At 49.6% G+C, this 23211-nt stretch carries 22 protein-coding genes, 1 tRNA gene, 1 rRNA gene and 2 pseudogenes; 6 read left to right on the top strand and 20 right to left on the bottom strand.

The genetic code is table 11. The features are described from left to right. The 17 genes and pseudogenes from MPL1_RS01225 to glnE all read right to left on the bottom strand — a co-directional run. Nucleotides 1–72, bottom strand: a 16S ribosomal RNA gene (locus MPL1_RS01225); the annotation flags it as partial. 254 nt (nucleotides 73–326) lie between these two features. Then, a tRNA-Lys gene (locus tag MPL1_RS01220) sits at nucleotides 327–402 on the bottom strand. A 157-nt stretch (nucleotides 403–559) separates the two neighbouring features. Beyond that, nucleotides 560–1237: a 7-cyano-7-deazaguanine synthase QueC gene (queC, locus tag MPL1_RS01215; RefSeq protein ID WP_009725310.1), complete on the bottom strand. Its 678-nt coding sequence runs from the start codon at nucleotides 1235–1237 to the stop codon at nucleotides 560–562. A 6-nt stretch (nucleotides 1238–1243) separates the two neighbouring features. After that, complete coding sequence (gene queE, locus MPL1_RS01210; protein WP_009725309.1) at nucleotides 1244–1876, bottom strand: 7-carboxy-7-deazaguanine synthase QueE; 633 nt, start codon at nucleotides 1874–1876, stop codon at nucleotides 1244–1246. A gap of 34 nt (nucleotides 1877–1910) precedes the next feature. Next, nucleotides 1911–2744 carry a tol-pal system protein YbgF gene (gene ybgF, locus MPL1_RS01205; RefSeq protein ID WP_009725308.1) on the bottom strand — a complete coding sequence of 278 codons (834 nt, stop codon included), beginning with the start codon at nucleotides 2742–2744 and terminating at the stop codon, nucleotides 1911–1913. A 1-nt stretch (nucleotide 2745) separates the two neighbouring features. Further along, a complete protein-coding gene (gene pal, locus MPL1_RS01200) occupies nucleotides 2746–3321 on the bottom strand; it encodes a peptidoglycan-associated lipoprotein Pal (protein ID WP_009725307.1) in 576 nt (191 codons plus the stop codon). 29 nt (nucleotides 3322–3350) lie between these two features. Beyond that, nucleotides 3351–4649, bottom strand: a complete 1299-nt coding sequence (gene tolB / locus MPL1_RS01195) for a Tol-Pal system beta propeller repeat protein TolB (protein WP_009725306.1) — start codon at nucleotides 4647–4649, stop codon at nucleotides 3351–3353. 11 nt (nucleotides 4650–4660) lie between these two features. After that, the gene (gene tolA, locus MPL1_RS01190) at nucleotides 4661–5833 is read right to left on the bottom strand and encodes a cell envelope integrity protein TolA (RefSeq protein WP_009725305.1); all 1173 of its coding nucleotides are present in this window, start codon (nucleotides 5831–5833) and stop codon (nucleotides 4661–4663) included. Between the two features lie 4 nt (nucleotides 5834–5837). Continuing rightward, a complete protein-coding gene (tolR, locus tag MPL1_RS01185) occupies nucleotides 5838–6287 on the bottom strand; it encodes a protein TolR (RefSeq protein WP_009725304.1) in 450 nt (149 codons plus the stop codon). 14 nt (nucleotides 6288–6301) lie between these two features. Further along, complete coding sequence (tolQ, locus tag MPL1_RS01180; RefSeq protein ID WP_009725303.1) at nucleotides 6302–6970, bottom strand: protein TolQ; 669 nt, start codon at nucleotides 6968–6970, stop codon at nucleotides 6302–6304. Next, a complete protein-coding gene (gene ybgC, locus MPL1_RS01175) occupies nucleotides 6960–7364 on the bottom strand; it encodes a tol-pal system-associated acyl-CoA thioesterase (RefSeq protein ID WP_009725302.1) in 405 nt (134 codons plus the stop codon). Before ybgC ends, tolQ begins: the two co-directional genes overlap by 11 nt. Nucleotides 7365–7367: 3 nt before the next feature. Then, nucleotides 7368–8381 carry a Holliday junction branch migration DNA helicase RuvB gene (gene ruvB, locus MPL1_RS01170; protein ID WP_009725301.1) on the bottom strand — a complete coding sequence of 338 codons (1014 nt, stop codon included), beginning with the start codon at nucleotides 8379–8381 and terminating at the stop codon, nucleotides 7368–7370. 2 nt (nucleotides 8382–8383) lie between these two features. Beyond that, the gene (gene ruvA, locus MPL1_RS01165) at nucleotides 8384–8980 is read right to left on the bottom strand and encodes a Holliday junction branch migration protein RuvA (RefSeq protein ID WP_009725300.1); all 597 of its coding nucleotides are present in this window, start codon (nucleotides 8978–8980) and stop codon (nucleotides 8384–8386) included. Then, nucleotides 8977–9514: pseudogene (gene ruvC, locus MPL1_RS01160) on the bottom strand (crossover junction endodeoxyribonuclease RuvC). Before ruvC ends, ruvA begins: the two are co-directional and overlap by 4 nt. A 15-nt stretch (nucleotides 9515–9529) precedes the next feature. After that, nucleotides 9530–10273 (bottom strand): YebC/PmpR family DNA-binding transcriptional regulator, encoded by a 744-nt coding sequence (locus MPL1_RS01155; RefSeq protein WP_009725297.1) that lies wholly within the window; start codon nucleotides 10271–10273, stop codon nucleotides 9530–9532. Between the two features lie 40 nt (nucleotides 10274–10313). Then, nucleotides 10314–11249 (bottom strand): branched-chain amino acid transaminase, encoded by a 936-nt coding sequence (locus MPL1_RS01150; RefSeq protein WP_040576744.1) that lies wholly within the window; start codon nucleotides 11247–11249, stop codon nucleotides 10314–10316. Nucleotides 11250–11272: 23 nt separating this feature from the next. Continuing rightward, nucleotides 11273–14095 carry a bifunctional [glutamate--ammonia ligase]-adenylyl-L-tyrosine phosphorylase/[glutamate--ammonia-ligase] adenylyltransferase gene (gene glnE / locus MPL1_RS01145; RefSeq protein WP_009725295.1) on the bottom strand — a complete coding sequence of 941 codons (2823 nt, stop codon included), beginning with the start codon at nucleotides 14093–14095 and terminating at the stop codon, nucleotides 11273–11275. Nucleotides 14096–14265: 170 nt separating this feature from the next. Here glnE and MPL1_RS13160 point away from each other — a divergent pair, with 170 nt between their 5' ends. The 3 genes from MPL1_RS13160 to MPL1_RS01125 all read left to right on the top strand — a co-directional run bounded on the left by MPL1_RS13160 (nucleotide 14266) and on the right by MPL1_RS01125 (nucleotide 15883). After that, nucleotides 14266–14727 (top strand): PepSY domain-containing protein, encoded by a 462-nt coding sequence (locus tag MPL1_RS13160; protein WP_009725294.1) that lies wholly within the window; start codon nucleotides 14266–14268, stop codon nucleotides 14725–14727. A gap of 161 nt (nucleotides 14728–14888) precedes the next feature. After that, nucleotides 14889–15521 (top strand): alternative oxidase, encoded by a 633-nt coding sequence (locus MPL1_RS01130; protein WP_009725293.1) that lies wholly within the window; start codon nucleotides 14889–14891, stop codon nucleotides 15519–15521. Further along, nucleotides 15521–15883: a DUF6164 family protein gene (locus tag MPL1_RS01125; protein ID WP_009725292.1), complete on the top strand. Its 363-nt coding sequence runs from the start codon at nucleotides 15521–15523 to the stop codon at nucleotides 15881–15883. Before MPL1_RS01130 ends, MPL1_RS01125 begins: the two co-directional genes overlap by 1 nt. A 117-nt stretch (nucleotides 15884–16000) precedes the next feature. Here MPL1_RS01125 and groL read toward each other — a convergent pair. The 3 genes and pseudogenes from groL to MPL1_RS01110 form a co-directional block, all read right to left on the bottom strand. Beyond that, nucleotides 16001–17630, bottom strand: a pseudogene (gene groL / locus MPL1_RS01120) (chaperonin GroEL). 48 nt (nucleotides 17631–17678) lie between these two features. Next, nucleotides 17679–17969, bottom strand: coding sequence for a co-chaperone GroES (gene groES, locus MPL1_RS01115; protein ID WP_009725291.1), 291 nt, complete (start codon nucleotides 17967–17969; stop codon nucleotides 17679–17681). A gap of 123 nt (nucleotides 17970–18092) precedes the next feature. Next, complete coding sequence (locus MPL1_RS01110) at nucleotides 18093–18551, bottom strand: FxsA family protein (protein WP_009725290.1); 459 nt, start codon at nucleotides 18549–18551, stop codon at nucleotides 18093–18095. A gap of 286 nt (nucleotides 18552–18837) precedes the next feature. On the opposite strand from MPL1_RS01110, the gene MPL1_RS01105 reads away from it, so the two are divergent. The 3 genes from MPL1_RS01105 to MPL1_RS01095 all read left to right on the top strand — a co-directional run bounded on the left by MPL1_RS01105 (nucleotide 18838) and on the right by MPL1_RS01095 (nucleotide 23195). Continuing rightward, nucleotides 18838–20250, top strand: coding sequence for an OprO/OprP family phosphate-selective porin (locus MPL1_RS01105; RefSeq protein ID WP_009725289.1), 1413 nt, complete (start codon nucleotides 18838–18840; stop codon nucleotides 20248–20250). A gap of 98 nt (nucleotides 20251–20348) precedes the next feature. Further along, nucleotides 20349–21314: a ParB/Srx family N-terminal domain-containing protein gene (locus MPL1_RS01100; protein WP_009725288.1), complete on the top strand. Its 966-nt coding sequence runs from the start codon at nucleotides 20349–20351 to the stop codon at nucleotides 21312–21314. 87 nt (nucleotides 21315–21401) lie between these two features. Beyond that, nucleotides 21402–23195, top strand: coding sequence for a GGDEF domain-containing protein (locus tag MPL1_RS01095; RefSeq protein WP_009725287.1), 1794 nt, complete (start codon nucleotides 21402–21404; stop codon nucleotides 23193–23195). The last annotated feature ends 16 nt before the right edge of the window (nucleotides 23196–23211 follow it).

Raw genomic sequence — 23211 nt, 5'->3', positions numbered from 1 at the left:
TCAGCGTTCGACTTGCATGTGTTAGGCATGCCGCCAGCGTTCAATCTGAGCCATGATCAAACTCTTCAGTTTAATTTTGACTTGTAGTCTCTATAAGTCAGAGACAATAACTTGATTGACGTTTGCATTCTTGCGAATTACTCACGTCTGATTTATCGAAACAAATCCCACGCAAGCACCCACACAAATTACTTGATTCTGATTTTTTAAAGAGCTGCTGACTCGTGCCAGCAAAGAAGCGAGAATTATACAGACACTCGCTTGGGTGTCAATCAAAATATTACAGCTTTATGACAATGAATAAATCTGAAAAATCTTGAAGAAATTGGTGGGCCGTCTGCGACTCGAACGCAGGACCATCGGATTAAAAGTCCGGTGCTCTACCAACTGAGCTAACGGCCCAAACCAAGCCCGACATCATACTATATTTGTCGAAGATGGCAAGCCCAAAAACAATATTTTTTGTGAATTACTGCGAATACCCGTTTAGCATTGCTGGCTGAAGCCAGCCGATAAAGCAAAACTCGTGAAACTTGATGCGGCTCGCTTGAGACGGATTCTATATCTGATAGTGAGTGGGGTCACTCACACCAGCTTGTTCAAATCCCTCTTTACGAAATCGGCATGAATCACATTGTCCACAGGCACGCCCGCTGGCATCGGCTTGGTAGCAGGATATTGTCTGGCTGTAATCAATGCCCAACTGGATACCCGCTTGAATAATCTCAGCCTTGGTCATGTGCATCAATGGCGCATATATATATAGTCTGTCACCTTCAACCCCGCGTTTTGTTGCAAGGTTTGCCATGGTCTCAAAAGCTTTTATGTATTCAGGTCGACAATCCGGGTAACCCGAATAATCTACGGCGTTAACCCCCAAAAAAATGGCATCAGCTTGTAAAACCTCAGCCCATCCGAGCGCAATTGATAGAAATACTGTGTTACGAGCTGGAACGTAGGTAACAGGAATACCTTCTTGATGCTGTTCTGGCACATCAATATCAGTATCGGTAAGTGCCGATCCGCCGATGGTTTGGAGATCGATCGTGATGACTTTATGGCTGCTTGCTGAAAGTGCTTTAGACAGTTTTGCTGCAGCTTCAAGTTCAGCACGATGGCGCTGTCCATAATCAAAGCTGATGGTGTGACAATCATAGCCTTGAGATTTCGCTATCGCCAAGGCAGTCGCCGAGTCAAGGCCACCGGAGAGCATCACAACGGCACGCTTGTCAGTCATGGTCTGTTAGTGTCCCTGCGCATCGTTCCATAGATATTTGTGTAACTGGATTTGCATTCTGACCGGCAGGTTGTCAGCAATGATCCATTCCGCCAAGTCGGTGGCTGCCAAATTTCCATGCTCTGGTGAAAACAACAGCTCACATCGCTGGGCAAGATCATATTCATTGATTTTGCCCACAGCCCATTCGTAATCTGACCGGTCACATATGACAAATTTTAATTGATCATGAGTATTTAGAAGTTCAATGTTGCTGTAGCGGTTTTTTGACACTTCTCCCGAACCAGGGGTCTTGAGGTCCATGACCCTTGAAACCCGGCTATCCACTTTACTGATGTCCATGGCACCGCTGGTTTCCAATGAAACCTCAAGCCCCAAATCACACAGCTCAGTAAGCAACTCCAGACAGGTCGACTGTGCCAGAGGTTCTCCCCCTGTCACGGTGACATATCGCGGTTGGTATGCGGCGACTTCGGCAACAATGTCTGAAATGTCCATTTTCTGACCACCATGAAACGCATATTCCGTATCACAGTAACCACAGCGCAACGGGCAGCCTGTCAGCCTGACAAAAACGGTGGGCAACCCCACTGTGCGCGACTCACCTTGCAGTGAGTAAAGATTTCCGTGATGCGACACTGCGCCATTTAGCTACCTGCAATCGCTCTGTATATCAGCGACTTTCCTGCTGAATACGGTCAAGACGAACTCTGGCCAGCCGCGCTACTGAGGTATCTGGATAGCTAGCGATCACTTGATTCAGCGTAGTTCTTGCCTTGTCGATCTCACCCAGCTCGTATTCGCTAAAGCCACGTTTGAGCAATGCGTCACCCACTTTGTCGCTGGCGCTGTATTGATCAAGCACTACCTGAAATGAAGCAATAGCTTGTTCGAAATTTCGAGTCACGTAATACGCTTCACCACGCCAGTAATAGACGTTTGGTAAATATTCACTGTTGGGGTACTGCTCAGGGAACGCATTCAGAATCTGAATCGCCTCATCATACTGACCACTTCTCAAGGTCTGTAATGCTGCCTGGTAGGAAGCCTCGCCATCCTCTTCTGAAACGGGGGCTGCCGGTGCTTGACCGTCTGCAGATTCGTCTTCAAAACTGGGCGGAGGATCCGTTAAAAAATCAGCATCCGAATCAGCGTCAGGCGACAATGTTGGAATTGTCGGGGCGAGAGTCGAAGGACTCTCACTTTCAGCGGGAGCTGCTGGACGGGATTCAAGCCTTTGCTCAAGATCCATGTACATTTCACGCTGGCTGTTCTGTAGTTGTTGCAGTTGGTGATTTAAAGCCTCGTTATCACCATTGAGGCGTTGGATTTCGTTTTGCAACTGATCAACGCGAGAAAGCAGGGCTGTTAAGCCCTGCCCCTGGACGATACGCTCCAGACGTTCTATTCGTTGCTCCAGACTTTGGCTTTCGGCCATGGTTGCGGTCGGTAACAGACACGCCGCAACCGCGACAGCAAGCCATTTTCTTCTGTAGCAAAACTTCATGTTAACGTCCTGTATAAATAATTTCTACGCGGCGATTTTGCTGCCAGACACCCTCACCAGAACCTTCAACAGCAGGACGTTCTTCACCAAAACTGACCACACGGAACTGGTTCATGCCTGCCCCTTGCAACATAAGTGCCTGACGGATAGACATCGCACGTCTCTCACCCAGGGCAAGGTTATACTCGCGTGAACCACGTTCGTCGGTATGACCTTCAAGACGTACGGTGACATTTGGGTTGGCTCCCAGATATGCCGCATGTGCTTCCAGAATGTGTTGATCTTCTGCACGAACAGCAGAGCTGTCGAATTCAAAATAGACCACGCGCTGTGACAACGGGCTGGAAGGATCATCAAAACCACGACCACGAAAACTTCCATCTCCAGCGATAACGCTCGCTTCCGTGCCAAAATCACTGCCATCCACACCATCTCCGGAAACCCCGGATGTAATGCTTCTATCTTCAACAGCAACACGATCCGCACCATCGACTTCACCATCTTTTTTGGCAGTCGAACTACAACCAGCCACCCAAACAGCGGCTAGCATCATTGCACTCAATTTAAGTAATTTCATCGACACAACTCTCCTGAAGTTGAACTTGATTATTTTCTCAGTGGAGACCACGCTGGTTCTCGAACCTGAATTCCTGACTCAGCCAGTCGTTGATGAATTCTGCCATCGACAGACACAGCAGCAAGCACGCCTCTGCCGTTTTGTTCGGTAGCATACAGTATCATACGACCGTTGGGCGCAAAACTCGGCGACTCATCGCGGCCTTGTTCGGTAAGGACCTGTACTGCGCCACTTCGCAGATCCTGAACAGCAATGTAGTAACGACCACCCACCGCATGCACCATGGCCATTTTTCGGCCATCAGGTGAAATATCTGGAGAGGCGTTGTAGTTTCCTTCAAAAGTGAGACGAGTTGCTCGCCCGCCTTCAACAGGGATTTTGTATATCTGAGGTCTGCCACCACGATCAGAGGTGAAGACCAGCTCACGGCCGTTTGGCATCCAGACTGGTTCAGTATCAATTGACTGGGAGTTGTGGGTTACCCGTGTTAACTCACCATTCGACAGTTCCAGAATGTAAAGCTCCGGCGAACCTGTTCGAGACAGTGTCAACGCCAAGCGCTTACCATCTGGTGACCACGAAGGCGCACTGTTTACACCATCAAAAGCAGCAATCGATCGTCTGTCACCACTTCGAAGTTGTTGAACAAACACTTCTGAGTTACCGTTTTCAAATGAGACATAAGCAAGTTGTTCTCCGTCTGGAGACCATCTTGGCGACATGATAGGTTGCGCTGATTGCAGAATTGTACGCGGGTTTGCGCCATCAGCATCAGAAATTTGCAGCGCGAAGCGTCTGGCGCCATCGGCTGTCCTCTGCACAGTCACAAAAGCCAGTCTTGTCGAGAAAACACCCACTTCACCGGTCAAGGCTTCATAGATGAGATCTGAAATTTGATGGCCCAGATTGCGTAGTCCAGACACTGGAACCTGGTATCGTTTTCCAGCCATTTGGGTGCCTCGATAGACATCAAACAACTGAAACTGCACCTGATAGTTTTCACCATCCTGGCTGGTGACTTTGCCAATCACCAAGCCTTCAGAACGCAACAAGCGCCAATCCGCAAAGTTGACCTGTGATTGCTCATGGGGCTGAGATATCAAGTCGCTTTTGGCCAGTGGTGCAAATCGACCACTGCTCTGCAGATTGTTTCGAATGATTTCGGAAATATCCTCTGGTGGAATCACACCTTCCTCGCCAAAAGGTACGATGGCAATTGGCAATGCAGCCTCAGAGCCACCGGTAATTTCAATTGTCAGTAAGGCGTGAGCATGCCAGGGCAACAACATCAGCATGAAGCCGATAAATTTCAACCATCTTCTGGCCATCACTAGATCCTCTATTCTGGTTTAAATATGAACTGAAAATCGCGAAACGCAGCGGCTGCTTGCGGGTCGCTGGGCTGTGGTAATGGCGATGCCGCAAAAACGGCATTTTCTGCACTACGGTCAAACAAAGCATTGCCACTACTTCTGACCACAGATACCTGCCCAACTTCACCACCTGGCAATACTCGCACTCTCAACGTCACCTGCAATCCCTGCTCGGTAATCGATGGGCGAATCCAGAAACGCTTTACTCGCTGTTGGATCATAATCGAGTATTGATCTACAACACCGGCGACACGTCTAGCCGTTCGCTGCTCTTCCTCAGCCTGCAATTGCCGCTGCAATTCTGCCTCAGCTTCTGCTATACGTCGCCGCTCTTCTTCCTCCGCTGCCTTGCGTCTGGCTTCCTCGGCACGGCGTTGCTCTTCTTCAACCCGCTTACGCTCTTCTTCTGCGCGTCGTTTTTCTTCCTCAATACGCTTACGCTCGGCTTCAGCTTCACGCCTCTCCTGCTCGAGTCGCTGACGTTCTTCCTCAGCCTTGCGTTGCTCCTCTGCCAGTCGTTGACGCTCTTGTTCAGCTTTTTGTCTGGCTTCCTCTTCAGCTTTTTGAGCTGCTAGACGTTCTTGCTCAGCCTTTTGTCTGGCTTCTTCAGCAGCCTTTCGCTCGGTTTCAGCTTGTAAGCGTGCCTGTTCTGCTTGTTGGCGCTCCTGTTCGGCCTGGCGTTTTGCTTCTTCTTGTGCAAGTCGTTCCTGCTCAGCTCTACGACTGGCTTCCTCTTGCTCACGTCGCTGTTGCTCGAGTTCAGCAATTCGCTGCTGTTCTTGCTCTGCCTCTCTTTGACGTTGCTCAGCTTCAAGCTGCGCACGCTCCTGCATATCAAGATATTCTTGCTCTTTACGTGCAAGCTCATCCTGAGTCATTTGCAACTGTTCTTCAATCAGCCGCTGACGTTCCTGTTCTGCGTCAAGACGCGCCTGCTCCTGCTCTTGCAGTCGCTGCATTTCAGCTTCGATCTGCATTTCATCCACCATGGTCGCCTGGACAATTTCCACATCCTGCTGCCCCACAACCAAAGGCTTTGTTGGCATCTCCAATCCGACCAGTAAGACAACAACCAGCAACAAATGCAGCAGAAGTGAATAACCACCTGCCAGCAAATTTTGCAGTAATGGATACTTCATGGCGCTACTCAGCCGTGCCTGTTTCGGGTTGCTGAGTTATCAACCCCACTGAGGGTGCACCAGAACTTTGCAATAAGGCCATTAAACCGACTACCTGCCCGTAATTAGCGGCACGGTCCCCCTTCACCATCACCGGTGTTTGTGGGTTGCGACGCAAAATTGCCGCCACGCGCGCTTGCAGCTCGCTGGCCGCCAACGGTTCGTCCGGATTTTCACCAATAGAAGCATAGAAGCGACCTTCACGGTCTATTGATACCACTAACGGTTCGCGGTTTTCACTATCACTGATAGGTTCAGCTGAGGCTTGTGGTAAATCAACCTGCACCCCCTGCGTCAGCATTGGAGCAGCCACCATGAAGATGATTAACAACACGAGCATGACATCGATGTATGGCACAACATTCATCTCTGCCATTGGCTTGCGTCTTTGTCTGCTGGATTTTGACAGCGCCATTTGAAAACCTCGACCTAGCCGTGTTGACGTTGCAGGATCGACGAAAACTCTTCGAGGAAAGTGTCGTAACGATTAATCAATCGCTCCACTTCGTGCGAGTATCGGTTGTAGGCGATAACCGCGGGAATTGCCGCAAAAAGACCCATCGCTGTTGCAATCAGCGCCTCGGCAATACCCGGCGCGACCATCGCCAATGTTGCTTGTTGCACGTTTCCGAGAGCACGAAATGAATTCATAATGCCCCACACTGTTCCGAACAAGCCGATATAAGGGCTGGTAGAACCGGCTGTTGCCAGGAAGGGTAAGGAAACTTCAAGTTGGTCAATTTCACGAGCCAGCGCGATCCGCATCACACGTTGAGAACCATCCAGAACATAATTTGAATCAGAGGACGTTTTTTTCAGTCGGACAAACTCCTTGAAACCGACCTCAAAAATACCTTCCATCCCACGACTGGCATGTGGCTTTGCACTGATCTCCTCGTAGAGTTTGTTCAGCTCATTGCCCGACCAGAACTTATCCTCAAATTCATCTGCATCACGTTTGGCCTGAGCCAACTCTGCACGCTTTTTGAAGATAATCGTCCATGAATAAATTGAAATCAGGACCAGACACAGCATGACAAGCTGGACCAGTAGACTGGCTTCGGCAATCAGGCTAATTACAGATAAATCACCACCCACGTTGCATCTCCGTCAATATAAAAGAAGGAATCGGTTTTGGCCGAAACCTTTGCGCATCCAGACAAGCAATTCTGACTGTTGCCTGACACAACAGTTCATCCTTGCGATAAATCAACTGCTCAAACTGCAAGCTGGCACCACCAGCGGCTAATAATTCAGACTTCACTGTCAAGGCATCGTTAAATCGGGCCGGACGGCGAAAATTCAACTGCATTGAATGCACAGCAAACAGGCAATCATGCTCCATCAACAGGGCGTCCTGTTCAAAACCCAGCGCCCGAAGCCACTCTGTTCGTGCCCGCTCCATAAACCGGAGGTAATTCGAGTGATAGACCACACCACCGCTGTCGGTATCTTCGTAGTAGACACGCACTGGCCATTCAAACAAATTCATCTGTTACTGGCCATCCAGCTCAAGTGTCGGTGTTAATCCCAAATGCAACCACGCGCGTCGTGTCGCAACTCGACCCCGTGGCGTTCGCATAATAAACCCCTCCTGAATCAGGAAGGGTTCAATGACATCTTCTATCGTGCCTCGCTCTTCACCGATAGCTGCCGCAAGGTTATCCAGTCCCACCGGACCACCGGAAAACTTTTCGATGATAGCCAGCAATAATTTGCGGTCTAGCATATCAAAGCCGTAGTTATCTACGTCAAGTAAATCAAGTGCCTGGCGTGCCACCTCAGCTGTGACGGCACCATCAAATCTGACTTCGGCAAAATCGCGCACGCGACGTAGCAATCTGTTGGCGATGCGCGGCGTTCCACGAGAGCGTCGGGCAATTTCATGACTGCCGCCCACTTCAAGGCTGACGCCCAGAATACGAGCGCTTCGCTGAACGATGGTACTGAGATCTTCGGTGTTGTAAAACTCAAGCCGCTGCACGATTCCAAATCGATCTCGCAGCGGCGAAGTCAATGAACCTGCTCGTGTCGTTGCCCCGACCAGCGTGAAAGGTTCCAGATCGAGCTTGATGGACCGCGCAGCAGGCCCCTCACCGATCATGATGTCGATCTGATAGTCTTCCATCGCCGGATAAAGCACTTCTTCAACCACCGGGCTAAGCCGATGAATCTCGTCGACAAACAAGACATCGTTGGGTTCAAGATTGGTCAGCAAGGCGGCCAAATCTCCCGGACGTTCAAGTACCGGCCCTGAGGTTTGTTTGAGATTGACACCCATCTCATTGGCGATGATGTGGGCCAGGGTCGTTTTACCCAATCCGGGGGGGCCAAAAATCAATGTATGATCAAGCGCTTCTGAACGATTTCGTGCCGCGGAGACAAACAATTCCATCTGCTCACGAACAACCGGTTGCCCGATGTAATCGCTAAGTTTGACCGGACGAATGGCTCGATCCTGACGTTCTTCTTCAGGCATCGATTGGGCTGTTATAAACCGTTCATCCATGTTCAGCTTCTCTGCAGAGCTTGTCTTATTAGCTGTTCTGTACTCAAATCATCCGCAGCCACAGCGCGGATCATTTTGTCCGCCTCAGCCGGCTTGTAACCCAAGGCCACCAGTGCCTCAACGGCATCATTACGATTACCTTTGTTATCCGGCATATTGCTGGTCATGGTTGCATCCAGCCCCATCGCAGTGCCGACCTCCTTGAGTCTGTCACGCATTTCGACAATCAGTCGTTCAGCAGTTTTCTTGCCGACACCCGGTAGACGAGTAAGACTGGCCGTGTCCCCCTCAGCCACGCTTCTGGCAAAACTGTCGACATCACTGCCAGACAATATTGTTAATGCCAGTTTGGCGCCAACTCCATTGACCTTGAGCAGACTCCGAAACAACAATCGCTCACGCTCGCTGATAAAACCATAGAGTAACTGGGCATCTTCCCGAACCACCATGTGAGTATAAAGCGTGACGCTTTCATGCAATGCGGGCAAATTCACAAATGTCGACATCGGCGCAGATAATTCATAGCCGACACCCTGCACATCCAATACCAGCTCAGGTGGCTGCTTTTCTATGATGTTACCTCTCAAGCGACCAATCATCGGCTATAACGCCCTCCACGGCGGCTGGTGCGCATGCCTTCCGGCAAACGTTGAATAGTTGTGCCCAAGGACTGATGGTTGGCATGTGTCAGTGCACAGGCCAAGGCATCGGCGGCATCCTCAACCGGTGGCTCGGGCAGTTTTAACATCACAGACATCATGTACTGAATTTGTGCCTTGCTGGCATGACCATTGCCTACTACCGCTTTTTTTATCTGTGTTGCGGTGTATTCATGAACCAGCAGTTGCTGATTGACTGCCGCACAAATAGCCGCCCCCCCTTGCCTGCCCGAGTTTAAGCGCTGAGTCAGCATTTTTGTGCAAAAACACTTGTTCGACCACCATAATTTCGGGCTGGTAACGAGTAATGAGGTCCGTCAATCCATCGAATATCTGTTTCAGTCGGTCGGCAAACTCGCCATCTCCCACCATCAGCCGACCATTCACGACATGTGAGATACGTTTGCCATCAAGTTCAATAATGCCAAAACCGGTTTTTCGTGAACCTGGGTCGACACCTAAAATTCGTGGCATGTCAGTGGCATTCAGCTAGAGCTGAGCCATTACCTCATCCGAGAAGTCAGCGTTGGTGTAGACCTGCTGAACATCGTCGAGATCTTCAAAGGCCTCGATCATTGCCAGGGCTTTTTGTGCGTCTTCCAGCTCCAGACTAACTGTTGTATCGGGGTGCATGGTGACTTCTGCTGAGCGAACTTCAATGCCTGCGGCATCAATCGCATCTTTCACCGCTGCGTAATCTTCGGGGGATGTAAACACATCCACTGAGCCATCCTCGTTGGTCACAATGTCTTCTGCGCCGGCTTCCAACGCAACTTCCATGATGGCGTCTTCATCGGCACCCTCGGCAAAACTGATAATGCCTTTTTTGTTAAACAGGTAGGCGACTGAGCCATCAGTGCCCATGTTACCGCCACGTTTACTGAAAACATGGCGGACTTCAGCCACTGTCCGGTTTCTGTTATCAGTCATGCAGTCAAGCATGATGGCAATACCGTTGGGGCCGTATCCTTCGTAACGAATTTCCTCGTAGTTTGCACCTTCAACTTCACCTGCACCACGCTTGGTTGCCCGCTCGATGACGTCTTTGGTCATGTTATTGCCCAAAGCCTTATCAATTGCCGCACGCAAGCGGGGATTGGTCGCAGCATCACTGCCGCCCATGCGGGCCGCCACGGTGATTTCACGAATCAACTTGGTAAAAAGCTTGCCGCGCTTTGCGTCTTGAGCACCTTTACGGTGCTGGATGTTGGCCCATTTACTGTGCCCTGCCATTACTCTGTCTGCCTCTCAGATGTTGGTGGATTGATTAAACTCAGTCACTGACCAGCGTGTTCCAGTCACGATAGTATTCGCTACGACCGTACACCTGGTCGAAATACATGCTTTGCAACTGCTCAGTTATCGGACCACGTGCACCACTGCCGATTGGCCGGTTATCCAGTTCACGAATCGGTGTGACCTCTGCGGCTGTGCCAGTAAAGAAGGCCTCATCTGCAATGTAAACTTCATCACGAGTGATACGTTTTTCCACTACTTTCAGACCGATATCATGTGCAAGGCGAATGACCGTATCACGCGTAATACCCTCAAGCGCTGAGGTCAGTTCAGGTGTGTACAAAACGCCGTCACGAACCATAAAGAAGTTTTCACCGCTGCCCTCGGTCACAAACCCCTGAGCATCCAATAGCAGCGCTTCGTCATACCCACAGCTCACCGCTTCCTGCAGCGCCATCATGGAGTTCATGTAGTTGCCGTTGGCTTTAGCCTTACACATGGTGATATTGACGTGATGACGCGTGAATGAGGATGTCTTGATTCGAATCCCCTTGGTCATATTCTCTTCACCCAGGTAAGCGCCCCAATGCCAGGCAGCAATCATGACGTGCGTATTCAGATTGTCAGCGCGAATCCCCATGCCTTCCGAACCATAAAAACACATCGGACGAATATAGGCAGATTCCAGCTTGTTATCACGCACCACAGCTCGTTGCGCATCATTCAGTGTCTGCTTGTCAAACGGCATTTTCATACCAAGAATCTTGGCGCTGCGGAACAAACGGTCCGTATGCTCCTGCAAACGAAAAATAGCGGTGCCTTGATCAGTTTTATAGGCTCTAACACCCTCAAACACACCCATACCGTAATGCAGCGTGTGAGTCAGCACATGAACTTTGGCTTCACGCCAAGGCACAAATTCGCCATCCAACCAGATAACGCCATCCCGATCTGCCATTGTTACTACTGCCATATCCACCTACTTTGTCTGTTGTGTTATTTGCCGTCTGATTGCATATCCAGCCAGCGCCGCCAAATGTCTAATACCTGCTCTCTGTGATGCTTGATCTCTTCCGGGTGTACCAACGCTGGCCGTTCCTGCAAAACCGCATGGTTAGCGCGACTCCGGTAAAACCGGTAGGCGTCGGCTAATGCACTGCCTTCCTGCTCGGTTAACTTACCTGCGGTGACCAGTGAATCCAAAATCCTTATATTATCAGTGTAAACCAGCAACTCAGGCAAGTTTGACGACCAGGCAAGTACGGCAAATTGCACCAGGAATTCGATATCGGTAATGCCACCTTTTCCCTGCTTGAGGTCAAACCACTGCTCATCAGACTTATCCAGTTGCTGACGCATCTTGTCGCGCATCTCCTGCACTTCAATAGCCAACTGTTGTATGTCTCTCGGTTTTGATAACACCTGATGCCGAACCTGCTTCAATTTTTCTGACAACAAAATGTCACCAGCAACACAGCGGGCTCTGACCAGTGCCTGATGCTCCCATGTCCAGGCTTCTGAACATTGATACTCAGCAAACCCTGACAAAGGACTGACCAAAAGGCCGGAAGCGCCGTCCGGTCTCAGGCGCATATCAACATCATAGAGCACACCGCCCGGCGTCAGCGTATTCAGAAGATGGATAAGCCTCTGCCCCAACCGGGTGTAAAAGACAATGGCCTCTACTGGACGGTCACCGTCGGTCATGCCGGCAGAGCTGTCATCATAAACAAACACCAAATCAAGATCAGAACCATAGCCTAACTCCAGACCACCTAACTTTCCGTAGGCCAGAATTGCAAAGCCAGATTGCTCGGGCTCATCACTGTTGACTCCTGCGGGTCTCCCATGGCGCTGCACGAGATGTTTCCAGGCAAGACGCAACACGCGATCCAGTTGAATTTCAGCCAGCTCAGTAAGCTGATCGCCCACCCGCATCAAAGGCAACACGCCAGTGACATCTGCCGCAGCCACATGCAACGTGGAAATTTGCCTGAACTCGCGTAAACGATTCATTTGCTGTTCAAGATCCTGCTCGTCTACAGAAGCAAGCAGCTGATCCAGGGCAGCACTTTGTGCCGCTCGCTCCGGAACATCATAAAGACTGCGAGGATCCAGCAACTCGTCCAGCAATACCGGGTATCGAGCCAATAAATGACTAATCATCGGGCTGGCGGCACAGAGTTTTATCAACTGAGACAAGGCCAGAGGATTTTCCACCAGCAATGCCATATAAGCCGAACGGCGCATGATGGCCTCGAGCAGCGGTATCAGCCGAGCCAGACAGACATCCGGCTCTTCAACATTGGCCGCAGCCTGAATCAGCAATGGCAACAGGTTTTTCAATCGTCCCCGCCCGGTCTGACTCAAATTACGACAGGTATGGCTCTGCAATAACTGGTTCAAGCGCTGTTGACTGACATCCGACTCGGCATAACCTAACTGTTGCAGATATTGCTGTAACTCGCCCTCATCTGCAGAGAGTAAATCTGAGGCCAGTTCACTTTCCTGCCCAGCCTGAGGCGCCGTCAACAACTGTTCAAAATGACTGTGCACCATACGCCTATGCTGCGACAGCTGATGACTGAATGCTTGCCAGTCAGTAAAGCCCATTGCCATGGCAAGCCGCAGTTTTGCCCCATCCTCCTTCGGCAAAAGGTGCGTCTGCTGATCTGCGTATGCCTGGATTCGATGCTCTGCTCTTCGCAGAAAAACATAGGCTTGCTTAAGCTCATTCACGGCATATTTCGACAGCAGTTTGCGTTCGGCCAGCAAATCAAGAATGGTCAGAATCGGTCGTTGTTGCAGAGGTTTGTCTCTACCGCCGTAGATCAGCTGAAATACCTGACCGATAAACTCGATTTCGCGGATGCCACCCGCACCCAGTTTGATATTGTCTTCCATGCCTTTGCGATGGAGCTGTGCGGCAATCATTGACTTCATTTCCCTGAGCGAGTCAAACATGCCGTAATCAAGATAGCGTCTGTAAACAAAAGGTCTGAGCAAATCACTGATTGCCTGGCGATTAACTGCTGATCCGGTGATGGCTCTGGCCTTGATCATGGCGTAGCGTTCCCACTCACGCCCTTGGGTCTGGTAATAATCTTCCAATGCGTCAAAACTCGCCGCCAATGCACCGGCATCACCAAATGGCCTCAGTCGCATATCCACTCGAAACACAAAGCCATCGACCGTTGTATTATCAAGCGCTTGAATCAGTTTTCGTCCTAGCCGGGTGAAGAACTCCTCATTACTCAGACTGCGCTGAGGATAGTTAGTGGTGCCATCCTCTGGATAAGTGAAAATGAGATCAATATCGGAAGACAGATTGAGTTCACCAGCACCGAGCTTACCCATGCCCAGCACAATCAGCTCCTGTTGATGTCCATCTGCATTACAAGGCTCGCCAAATTGTTGTGAATGCCACTGATGCAACAGTTTCAGTGTTTGCTCAATGCAGGCATCTGCCATTAGAGACAGGTCACGAGTCGTTTCGGCGAGATCGGCCCAACCGGCTAAATCTCTCCAGATAATGCGCACCATCTGCTGTTGTCGAAACACTCTGAGCACTCGGTGCAATGTCGCTTCTTCTGTGACCTCAGCCAATCTTGATTGCAGTAATTCAGCAATCATCTGCTGCGAATAGACTGACTCAATGTCCGCCTGTTTTAGCCATTCCACGGCGGCGTCAGGGTTGCGTTGCCCCCACTGGGTCACATAATCACTCCCTTCCAGTACCCGATCAGCTGAGCTGGCAAGCTCGGGCAGCTGTTGCAGAATGAATTGCCATTGTTCTGATGTATTTACCGGGGCCACCACTTTAAATACCTGTTTTGCAGTTAATGCCCGTGATGTTAGCCGAGCGCAGGCATAATCACCATGTTCACGGCAAAATCCGCTCCTTGCACTGTTTAAGCTTTGATTAATTTCAAGACGTTAAGCTCTTCCTGAACATCGAGCATCGGCAACTTAAAATTAAAGGAGAAGCCATGAACACCACTAAATTGAGTACCTTAATCCTGTCTGCATCCATGCTGATGGCAGGTGCCAGCGTCCAGGCTGGCGATTACCCGCCGATCGGCAGTCAATCTTTCTCATCACTGATTAAGTCAGTTGAAGCGATGGATCTTGGGCAAATCATTGAAGCAGAGTTCGATGATGACGTGTTTGAAGTCAAAGTCTGCAGCAGTCAGCGCAGTTGTTACGAGCTGGATATCAACCCACGCACAGGCACGGAAATCAGTCGTAAAGCCGATGATACCAGTGAAATTCTGCCCCCGGCAGATGCCATGTCACTGTCAGCCATCATCGAATCCGTCGAAGCACGCGATCTTGGCACTATCACCGAAGCAGAGCTGGATGATGGCGTTTGGGAAATAGAAATCAGAGGTTTGGGTATCAAAACCAAACTGAAAATCGATCCCATGACCGGCGAACAAACCGCAGGATAATCATCAAATCCTCTCATCAACGGTGAGCGCTTCCACAGGCTCACCGTTTTTTTATTTGTTACGAATTTCAGACCTGCATCACGGTCATACAGCCATCGTTGCTTGCGACATGCGTCAAGCTGCGTTTATGCTCATAGAATAATTTTACGAGAGTAGCTGTCATGTCTGAATCCGAAGCCATCCAACGCGGCGTTCATCACCAACCTCAATGCCTTTCTGATCGCATCGCATTACGTGTGGTCAAATTTATGCGTTTTTTTGCAGATGTGTTTTTTTCAGGTCGCTATGGTCACAGAGCCGTAGTGCTTGAAACCGTCGCCGCAGTGCCAGGAATGGTGGGAGGTGCGCTGCAACACCTGCGTTCATTACGCAAAATGCAGGATGACGATGGTTGGATTCGCACACTGCTGGAAGAAGCAGAAAATGAGCGCATGCATCTGCTGACTTTCATTCAAATTGCCAAGCCCAGCTGGTTTGAACGGCTCATCGTTATCATCGCCCAGGGCGTTTTTTACAACCTGTTTTTCCTGCTGTACATGTGCTCGTCACGCGTAGCTCATCGCATCGTTGGTTATCTCGAAGAAGAGGCGGTCTACAGCTATACGGAATATCTTGCTGGCGTTGACAGCGGCAAGTACGAGAACGTGCCGGCACCACAGATCGCCATTGATTACTGGCAACTGCCTGCAGATGCCCGGCTGCGTGAGATTATCATTGCTGTTCGAGATGACGAAGCCAATCACCGCGATGTAAACCACGATTTTGCTAATCAGCTACAACAGAAAAAACACTGATGGCCACACTGTTGTTTAAGCTTAACAATGTGCCCGAGGATGAAGCCGCAGAAGTGCGTGAATTACTCGAACAGCAGGGTTTCCATACCTACGAAACTTCTGCTGGATTTTTTGGCTTGGGCGTTGCCGCCATCTGGCTGGTCAATGCATCAGACAAAGCCCTGGCCATGGAAGCCATAGACGCCTATCAGGCCGAACGGGCCATCAGAATGCGGGCTGAATATGAAGCCCGAGTTGCGCGCGGTGAAGAGCCAACTCTCTGGGACAACATCAAAGCCTCGCCTATGCGCTTTGTCGGCCTGCTGATTCTGCTCTGCTTTATTCTCAGCATTATGTTGTTACCGTTCTGGTATTTGATTTAAGTCTCAAATCAGTATGGCCACCTGCCGCCGATTAACTTCAGAAATATTCAGCCAAAAAAAACCCCGATCCAAGGATCGGGGTTTTTAGGTCAAGCAAAATAAACGTTTGTTTATTTTTTACATCATGCCGCCCATGCCGCCCATATCTGGCATTGCAGGCGCGTCATCTTTTGGCAGTTCAGCGATCATCGCTTCGGTGGTCAGCATCAGACCGGCCACTGAACCGGCATTTTGCAATGCTGTACGCGTGACTTTGGTCGGATCCAGAATACCCATCTCAATCATATCGCCATATTCGCCTGTTGCAGCGTTGTAACCGAAGTTACCTTTACCTGCTGCCACTTCGTTGAGAATGACTGATGCTTCTTCGCCAGCGTTAGTTGCGATTTGACGCAGCGGTTCCTGCATCGCACGACGAGCGATACGAATGCCCATATCCTGATCGGCGTTGTCACCTTTCAGGTCGCCCAGGCTGCTTTCGGCACGCACCAGCGCAACACCACCGCCAGCAACAACGCCTTCTTCAACGGCGGCGCGAGTGGCATGAAGCGCATCTTCAACGCGAGCTTTCTTCTCTTTCATTTCCATTTCGGTAGCTGCACCGACTTTGATTACGGCAACACCGCCAGCCAGTTTGGCCACACGCTCTTGCAGTTTTTCTTTGTCGTAGTCAGAAGAAGATTCGGCGATTTGAGCACGAATTTGCTCAACACGCGCCATGATTTCATCAGCACGGCCAGCACCATCAATAATGGTGGTGTTTTCTTTGCTGACAGAAATTTTCTTGGCCTGACCCAGATCATCAAGTGTGACTTTTTCAAGGCTTAGACCGACTTCTTCAGAAATGACGGTGCCACCAGTCAATACAGCGATGTCTTCCAGCATGGCTTTACGACGGTCACCAAAGCCCGGCGCTTTAACGGCGCAGACTTTAACGATACCGCGCATGTTATTCACCACCAGTGTGGCCAGTGCTTCGCCTTCAACATCTTCAGAGACGATCAGCAAAGGACGGCTGGATTTCGCAACTGCTTCCAGTGCTGGCAACAGTTCACGGATGTTTGAGATTTTTTTTGTCATAGAGCAGAACGTATGGGTCATCCAGATTGGCTGACATTGTTTGCTGATCGTTGACGAAATAAGGTGACAGGTAACCACGGTCGAACTGCATACCTTCAACAACATCCAGTTCATTTTCGAAGCCGCGGCCATCTTCAACGGTAATCACGCCTTCTTTGCCGACTTTCTTCATCGCTTCGGCAATGATGTCACCGACTGATTTGTCTGAGTTGGCAGAAATTGTGCCGACTTGAGCAATCGCTTTGTCATCATCACAGGGTGAAGACATTTTTTTCAGCTCTTCAACCGCAGCAACAACCGCCTTATCAATACCGCGTTTCAAATCCATCGGATTCATGCCGGCAGTAACAGACTTCATGCCTTCACGCAGAATCGCTTGCGCCAGCACAGTCGCAGTGGTGGTGCCATCACCTGCGGCATCAGAAGTGTGCGAAGCCACTTCCTTGACCATCTGGGCACCCATGTTTTCAAACTTGTCTTCCAGTTCGATTTCCTTGGCAACTGAAACACCATCTTTTGTTACCGTTGGCGCACCGAAGCTTTTGTCGAGTACGACATTACGACCTTTGGGACCCAAGGTAACTTTTACTGCGTTGGCCAGGGTATTAACACCTTTAACCATCAGCTGACGAGCGTCAGCACCGAATTTGACTTCTTTAGCAGCCATTTTTAATCCTCTTTAATTCTATCTACGAACGTGAACAAAACGGCGTAATCAAGCTTCGATTACAGCAACGATGTCGTCTTCACGCATCACCAACAACTCTTCGCCATCAACTTTGACTTCAGTTCCGGCATATTTGCCAAACAGCACTTTATCGCCGACTTTAACTGCCAAAGGACGCACATCACCTGAGTCAGTGATCTTGCCGTTACCAGCAGCAACAATCTCACCACGTGAAGGTTTTTCAGCCGCATTGTCAGGAATGACAATACCACTGGCGGTGGTGGTTTCTTCTGCCATGCGACGTACAATCACACGATCATGAAGGGGACGAAGATTCATCGATAATTCCTCCAAAAAAATAAATAACGACTAAATAAAAGCAGGAACCGACTAGATGGGGCTGCTAAAAGCGAGTTCAAGGGGCTAACAGAAAAAATTTATGGGCTTGCCTTGATATTCAGCTCATCGAAGCCGGTTGTGTTCATCCTTGGGCTCCACAACTTCACCTTCAATGATGTCATCGCCCTGTTGGCGATACGACCTTGACTGATAGCTGTGGCGGAAAATCACCTGACTGTTACGCAACAGTCTGACCAACAAATATCTGCGCACCGCAGGAATCAGTAAAACAAAGCCGGCAATATCGGTCACAAAGCCGGGTATCAGCAGTAAAAACCCACTGAAAAACAGCATCGCGCCCTCGAGCACTTCCAGGGCAGGGGCTTCACCGCGTTGCATCGATTGTTGCGCGCGTTGCATGGTCGACAAACCTTGTAATTTGACCAGCCAGGCACCGACAGCGGCCGTGAACAGAACCAGCAACAGTGTCCAACCTGCGCCAATCTCTCCACCCACCTTAATTAATACATACAGCTCTAGGAGGGGTACCAGCAAAAATGCCAGGAAAAGAATCTTGAACATCAAAAACTCCAGAACGAGGTAGCCGTTTCGGTTTGAGGGTCTACTGATCTCTGCTGTTCAGCGATGGAAGATCCTCAGACTCTGTGTTGAGATGGAGGCTGGCCTGCCGTTTTTCAATGCACTGCCTTGTAATAGTTGTTGCATTCATACCACAAAAACACTGTTTTGTTGCGTTGTCATCAAATTGTCATGGAAGCGTCATCAGGTTGACATGGAGCGGGGCTAAGGTGTGCAGGTCTCGGTAGCACTGAGCCGATATTTCAACAACTTTAGAGAGGAAAGTCCCTTGAAACTCAAATCCACATCATTAATGGTTGCGGGTGTTCTGCTGGGTGCAGCAGTGATGCCTGTTCAAGCTGACCCCATGCTCGACCTGCTGCAGGTTCTGCGTGATAAAGGCACTATCAGCGCTGAAGACTACAGCTTGCTGTCTAACGCCGCCAAAGCTAAAGGCGAGCAAACTGCTGCTGAAAAAGAAGAAATCATGGCCAAAGTGGAAAGCAAATCTTCCTCTTCAGTCACGGTTGACAGCAAAGGTCTGAACTTCCAATCGGCTGACAAAGCCTTCACTGTCAACATTGGTGGTCGTATTCATGCAGATTACGGCTTTGTTGATGATGATTATTTTGGTGCCAACAACACAGGCATCGGTAACGAATTTGGTAACGGCTCACAATTCCGTCGTGCTCGTCTGGGTATGAACGGCACCATGTTCACCGACTGGATTTACGAATTGGAAATCAACTACGGCGGTGCTGATGGTGATACTGGTTTTACTGATGCCATCATTGGCTACAAAGGCTTTGACAGCACCACCATCAAACTGGGCCGTCATAAAATGCCTGCCGGTCTGGAAGAGCTGACCAGCTCGAACCGTATTTCGACCATGGAACGTTCTATGGCTACCAATACCTTTGCACTGAGCCGCTTCAATGGTCTGAGCGTAGAGCGCAAAGGCTCTAACTGGACCGTGATGGGTGGCACCTGGATGGGTGAAGGCAACGGCGATACCGATAACAACAATAAAGACAGTGATTGGGGAGCAGCAGGTCGTTTTACCTTTGCACCAATCCAGGAACGCAACTCTGTTGTTCACTTGGGTGCCAGCATCAGCTACATCGACTTTGAAAAGGTCGGTGGTGACAACCAAAACATTCGTGTACGCCAACGTGCCAATCGTTTCGTGAATGAACGTCCTGTTCAGGTAACGTACAACGACACCAAGAGCGCCAATACCTACGGTCTGGAATTGGCGACTATTCAGGGTCCATTCTCTCTGCAAGGTGAATATTTCTACCGCACTTTAGACCGTAAAGACTTTAAAGATGCCGATATAGATGGCTGGTACATTTTGGGAACCTACACCCTGACCGGTGAAACCCGTGGTTACCGTGATGGCAGAATGCGTACCATCTCTCCACGCAACCCTGTGGGTCAAGGCGGTGCTGGTGCATGGGAACTGGTAGCTCGTTATGACGAACTGGATCTCTGGGACAGCAGTGCAGCTCGTGAAGCTGGAAGTGTTTCTGGACTGCGTGGCACTAAAGCCGAAAACTGGACCCTGGGTCTTAACTGGTATGTAAACGACAACATTCGCTTTATGGCGAACTATGTTGATTCGAAAATCAAGGACAGCTCACCTAACGACAATACCGGCAAGATCAAAGCCTTCACATTGCGTGGTCAGGTAGCGTTCTAAATCCTGGATAGTTGCTCACTCTCGTGACTTTAGCCCTGCCCTTTTGGGCGGGGCTTTTTTTTAACAGTCATGCAATGCGTATTTTGGAGTTATGATTCATGAATAACTTGATTAAATTTTTTATTGTCACGCTCGGCGGCCTTAGTCTGCTGAGTCAGGCAGCCTTTGCCGACCATCATTCCCTTGAAAACGTCAAAAAAGGTGATGTGATTCCAGTTACCTTAAAACAACTCAAACCTACCCAGGCTTCAGTTGGATATGACCAGATTTATTACAAACTGGGCCGCTATCAGTTCGACACTGAAAAACTGTTTGATGAAATGTGTGAAAACAATGGCCAAAAGGCTATCAGCAAGTTTTCCAGAAGTTCAAACCCTGCCGATATGTCGAGCTACCAATGCACAGATGAAATTGGCGCCAAGCCTACTGATATGAAAACCGTGGTTATCGGACCGGATAATGGGCTGTATCTGACCGATGGACATCACACTTTCAATGTGTTGTGGCACATGGAAAACGGCGGTCCAGACTTTAAAGTGCATGTGGTGGTTGCTGATGATTACCGACACCTGTCGGACATGGAAGCCTTCTGGTCTCAGATGAAAGACGATAACAATCTCTTATTGTTAGACGATAAATTCCAACCGATTGAGCACAACCAATTACCAACATCACTGGGCCTGAATAACTTCTATAACAACCCCTATCGCGCTCTGATGTACTACACCCGCAAGATCGCCTGGGAAAAGCCAAAGCCCGCATTCAACTATGTTGAGTTTTATTGGGGCAAGGAAATTTTCGACAAAATCGATTTAAGCAAATACGACCTGAATTCGGAACAGGGCTACAAAAAAGCGGTTGAGGATACGGCTCAGGTCATTCTCTCTGTGGATACCAATAATGTCGGTGGCACCATGCGCTCCGCAGAACGACTGGGCCAGTTCAAAGGCTTTGATAAAAAAGAGTTCGAGAAACTGTTCCGCAAGAATCAGAAAATCGACTACATGCTGCGCTACAAAAAACAGCTTAATCAGCAAGGCATCGAGCACCGAAAAGCATCTTGATTTTTGTCTGTTCTTTTTAGCATTAGACAGAACAAGCACCTGAACATCGGTGCTTGTCCTGCCCTCCACAGTCAGGACAAAAGCTTCATGACAAAGGAAGAACTCCAACAATACCAGAGCCTGGAAAGCATTATTGCCACAGCGGCTCTGACACCTTTGTTTCAGCCGATTGTGTCATTGAAAACACATGAAATTTTCGGCTATGAAGCTTTAATTCGCGGTCCATCAGACAGTCCGCTTCATTCGCCTATCAATCTGTTTGATGCTGCCAGTCGGCATGGACTGCTGGCAGAATTGGATTTGCTGTGCCGGGAAGTTGCCATTCGTCAGTTTGGCCAACTGGGACTCAACGCGAAGTTGTTTATCAACACCATTCCTGCCGCCCTGCTCAGCCCTGATTATCCTCACGGTCTGACGCTGCAATTTCTCAAACAAGCCGGGCTATCCGCAGACAATATTGTCATTGAACTGACTGAACAATATCCGATTGATGATTATGAGTTGATGCGAGAAGCCACCACCCACTATCGGGATATGGGATTTTCGATCGCTATTGATGATTTGGGCGCGGGCTATTCTGGCCTGCGCAGCTGGTCTGAACTCAAGCCTGACTTTGTCAAACTTGACCGACACTTCATGCAGAATATTCATGAAGATCGGCAAAAACGACAATTTGTTCAGTCAATGATTGATATTGCCAACAGCAGTCATTGTCGAATTATTGGTGAAGGCATTGAAGTGCGTGAGGAATATCTGGCGGCTCAAAGCATGGATCTGCATTTTGCTCAAGGCTACTACTTTGCCCGCCCCAATCAACGTCCCAAACGAGAACTTGATGCAGCCCTGTTTGCCCAGCGCAGCCAACGCACCATCGTTTCCACCGGAAAACCTCGCTCCGATACGCTGGTGAGCAGCCTGCTCAAACAATTACCACCGGTCAGAACCTGGCACAGCGTCAATCACGTGGGTGAACGTTTTCAAAACGCAGTCAAGCTGGTCGCACTGCCGGTTGTTAATGATCAAAATCAAGTCTGCGGATTAGTGTGGCGCGATGAGTTCATGACACTTTATGCAAGTCGCTACGGTCGAGATTTGCATGGCCGTAAACCGATACAGCTGTTCATGGATCACTCACCCTTGATGGCCGATATTAATCTGCCACTGAAAACCCTCAGTCAATTAATTACCAGCCAGGAAAATCAGCAGCAACAGAGCATGTTCATTATCACTGAAGATGGTTTATATCGGGGTGTGGGCAGCCTGCTGGACTTGCTCAGGCAGATCACCGAAATGCAGATCACCATGGCGCGTCATGCCAATCCCTTGAGTGGTTTACCCGGCAATGTTCCGCTCAGCGAACAAATCAACGATGCATTAAAAAAACAGCGTGATGTCACTGTGTGTTATTTCGATCTGGACAATTTCAAGCCCTATAACGATATCTATGGCTACAGCAAAGGTGACAAGGTAATTGGCAAAACGGCAGCCTTATTAACTCAGCACGTTAATCCAGAGTTGGATTTTGTCGGCCATGTGGGCGGCGATGATTTTATTGTGGTGTTTGAAAGCGCTGACTGGCGGCTTCGAGTTGAGCGAATATTGCGTGACTTTGAAGGCTTGTATCCCGAGCTCTACAATCAGGAGCATCTGGATGCCGGCGGCATCACAGCTCAGGATCGTTACGGGAATCCGATGTTTTATCCACTACTTGCCTTGTCAACGGGCGCCGTGACAATCAGTGACTTTGCCACGATTCAAAGTGAGGCCGATTTAGCCGAGTATGCATCGTCAGCAAAATCCGCCGCCAAGAAAATCAGCGGCAATAGTCTCTATATACTGACCAATAAATTAGCGCCACGGATCCCTGCGACAGAAGCCTAGCAATCGACACATGGGC

Source organism: Methylophaga lonarensis MPL, assembly GCF_000349205.1.
Classification (GTDB): domain Bacteria; phylum Pseudomonadota; class Gammaproteobacteria; order Nitrosococcales; family Methylophagaceae; genus Methylophaga; species Methylophaga lonarensis.
This window is presented reverse-complemented; position numbering and strand designations above follow the sequence as displayed.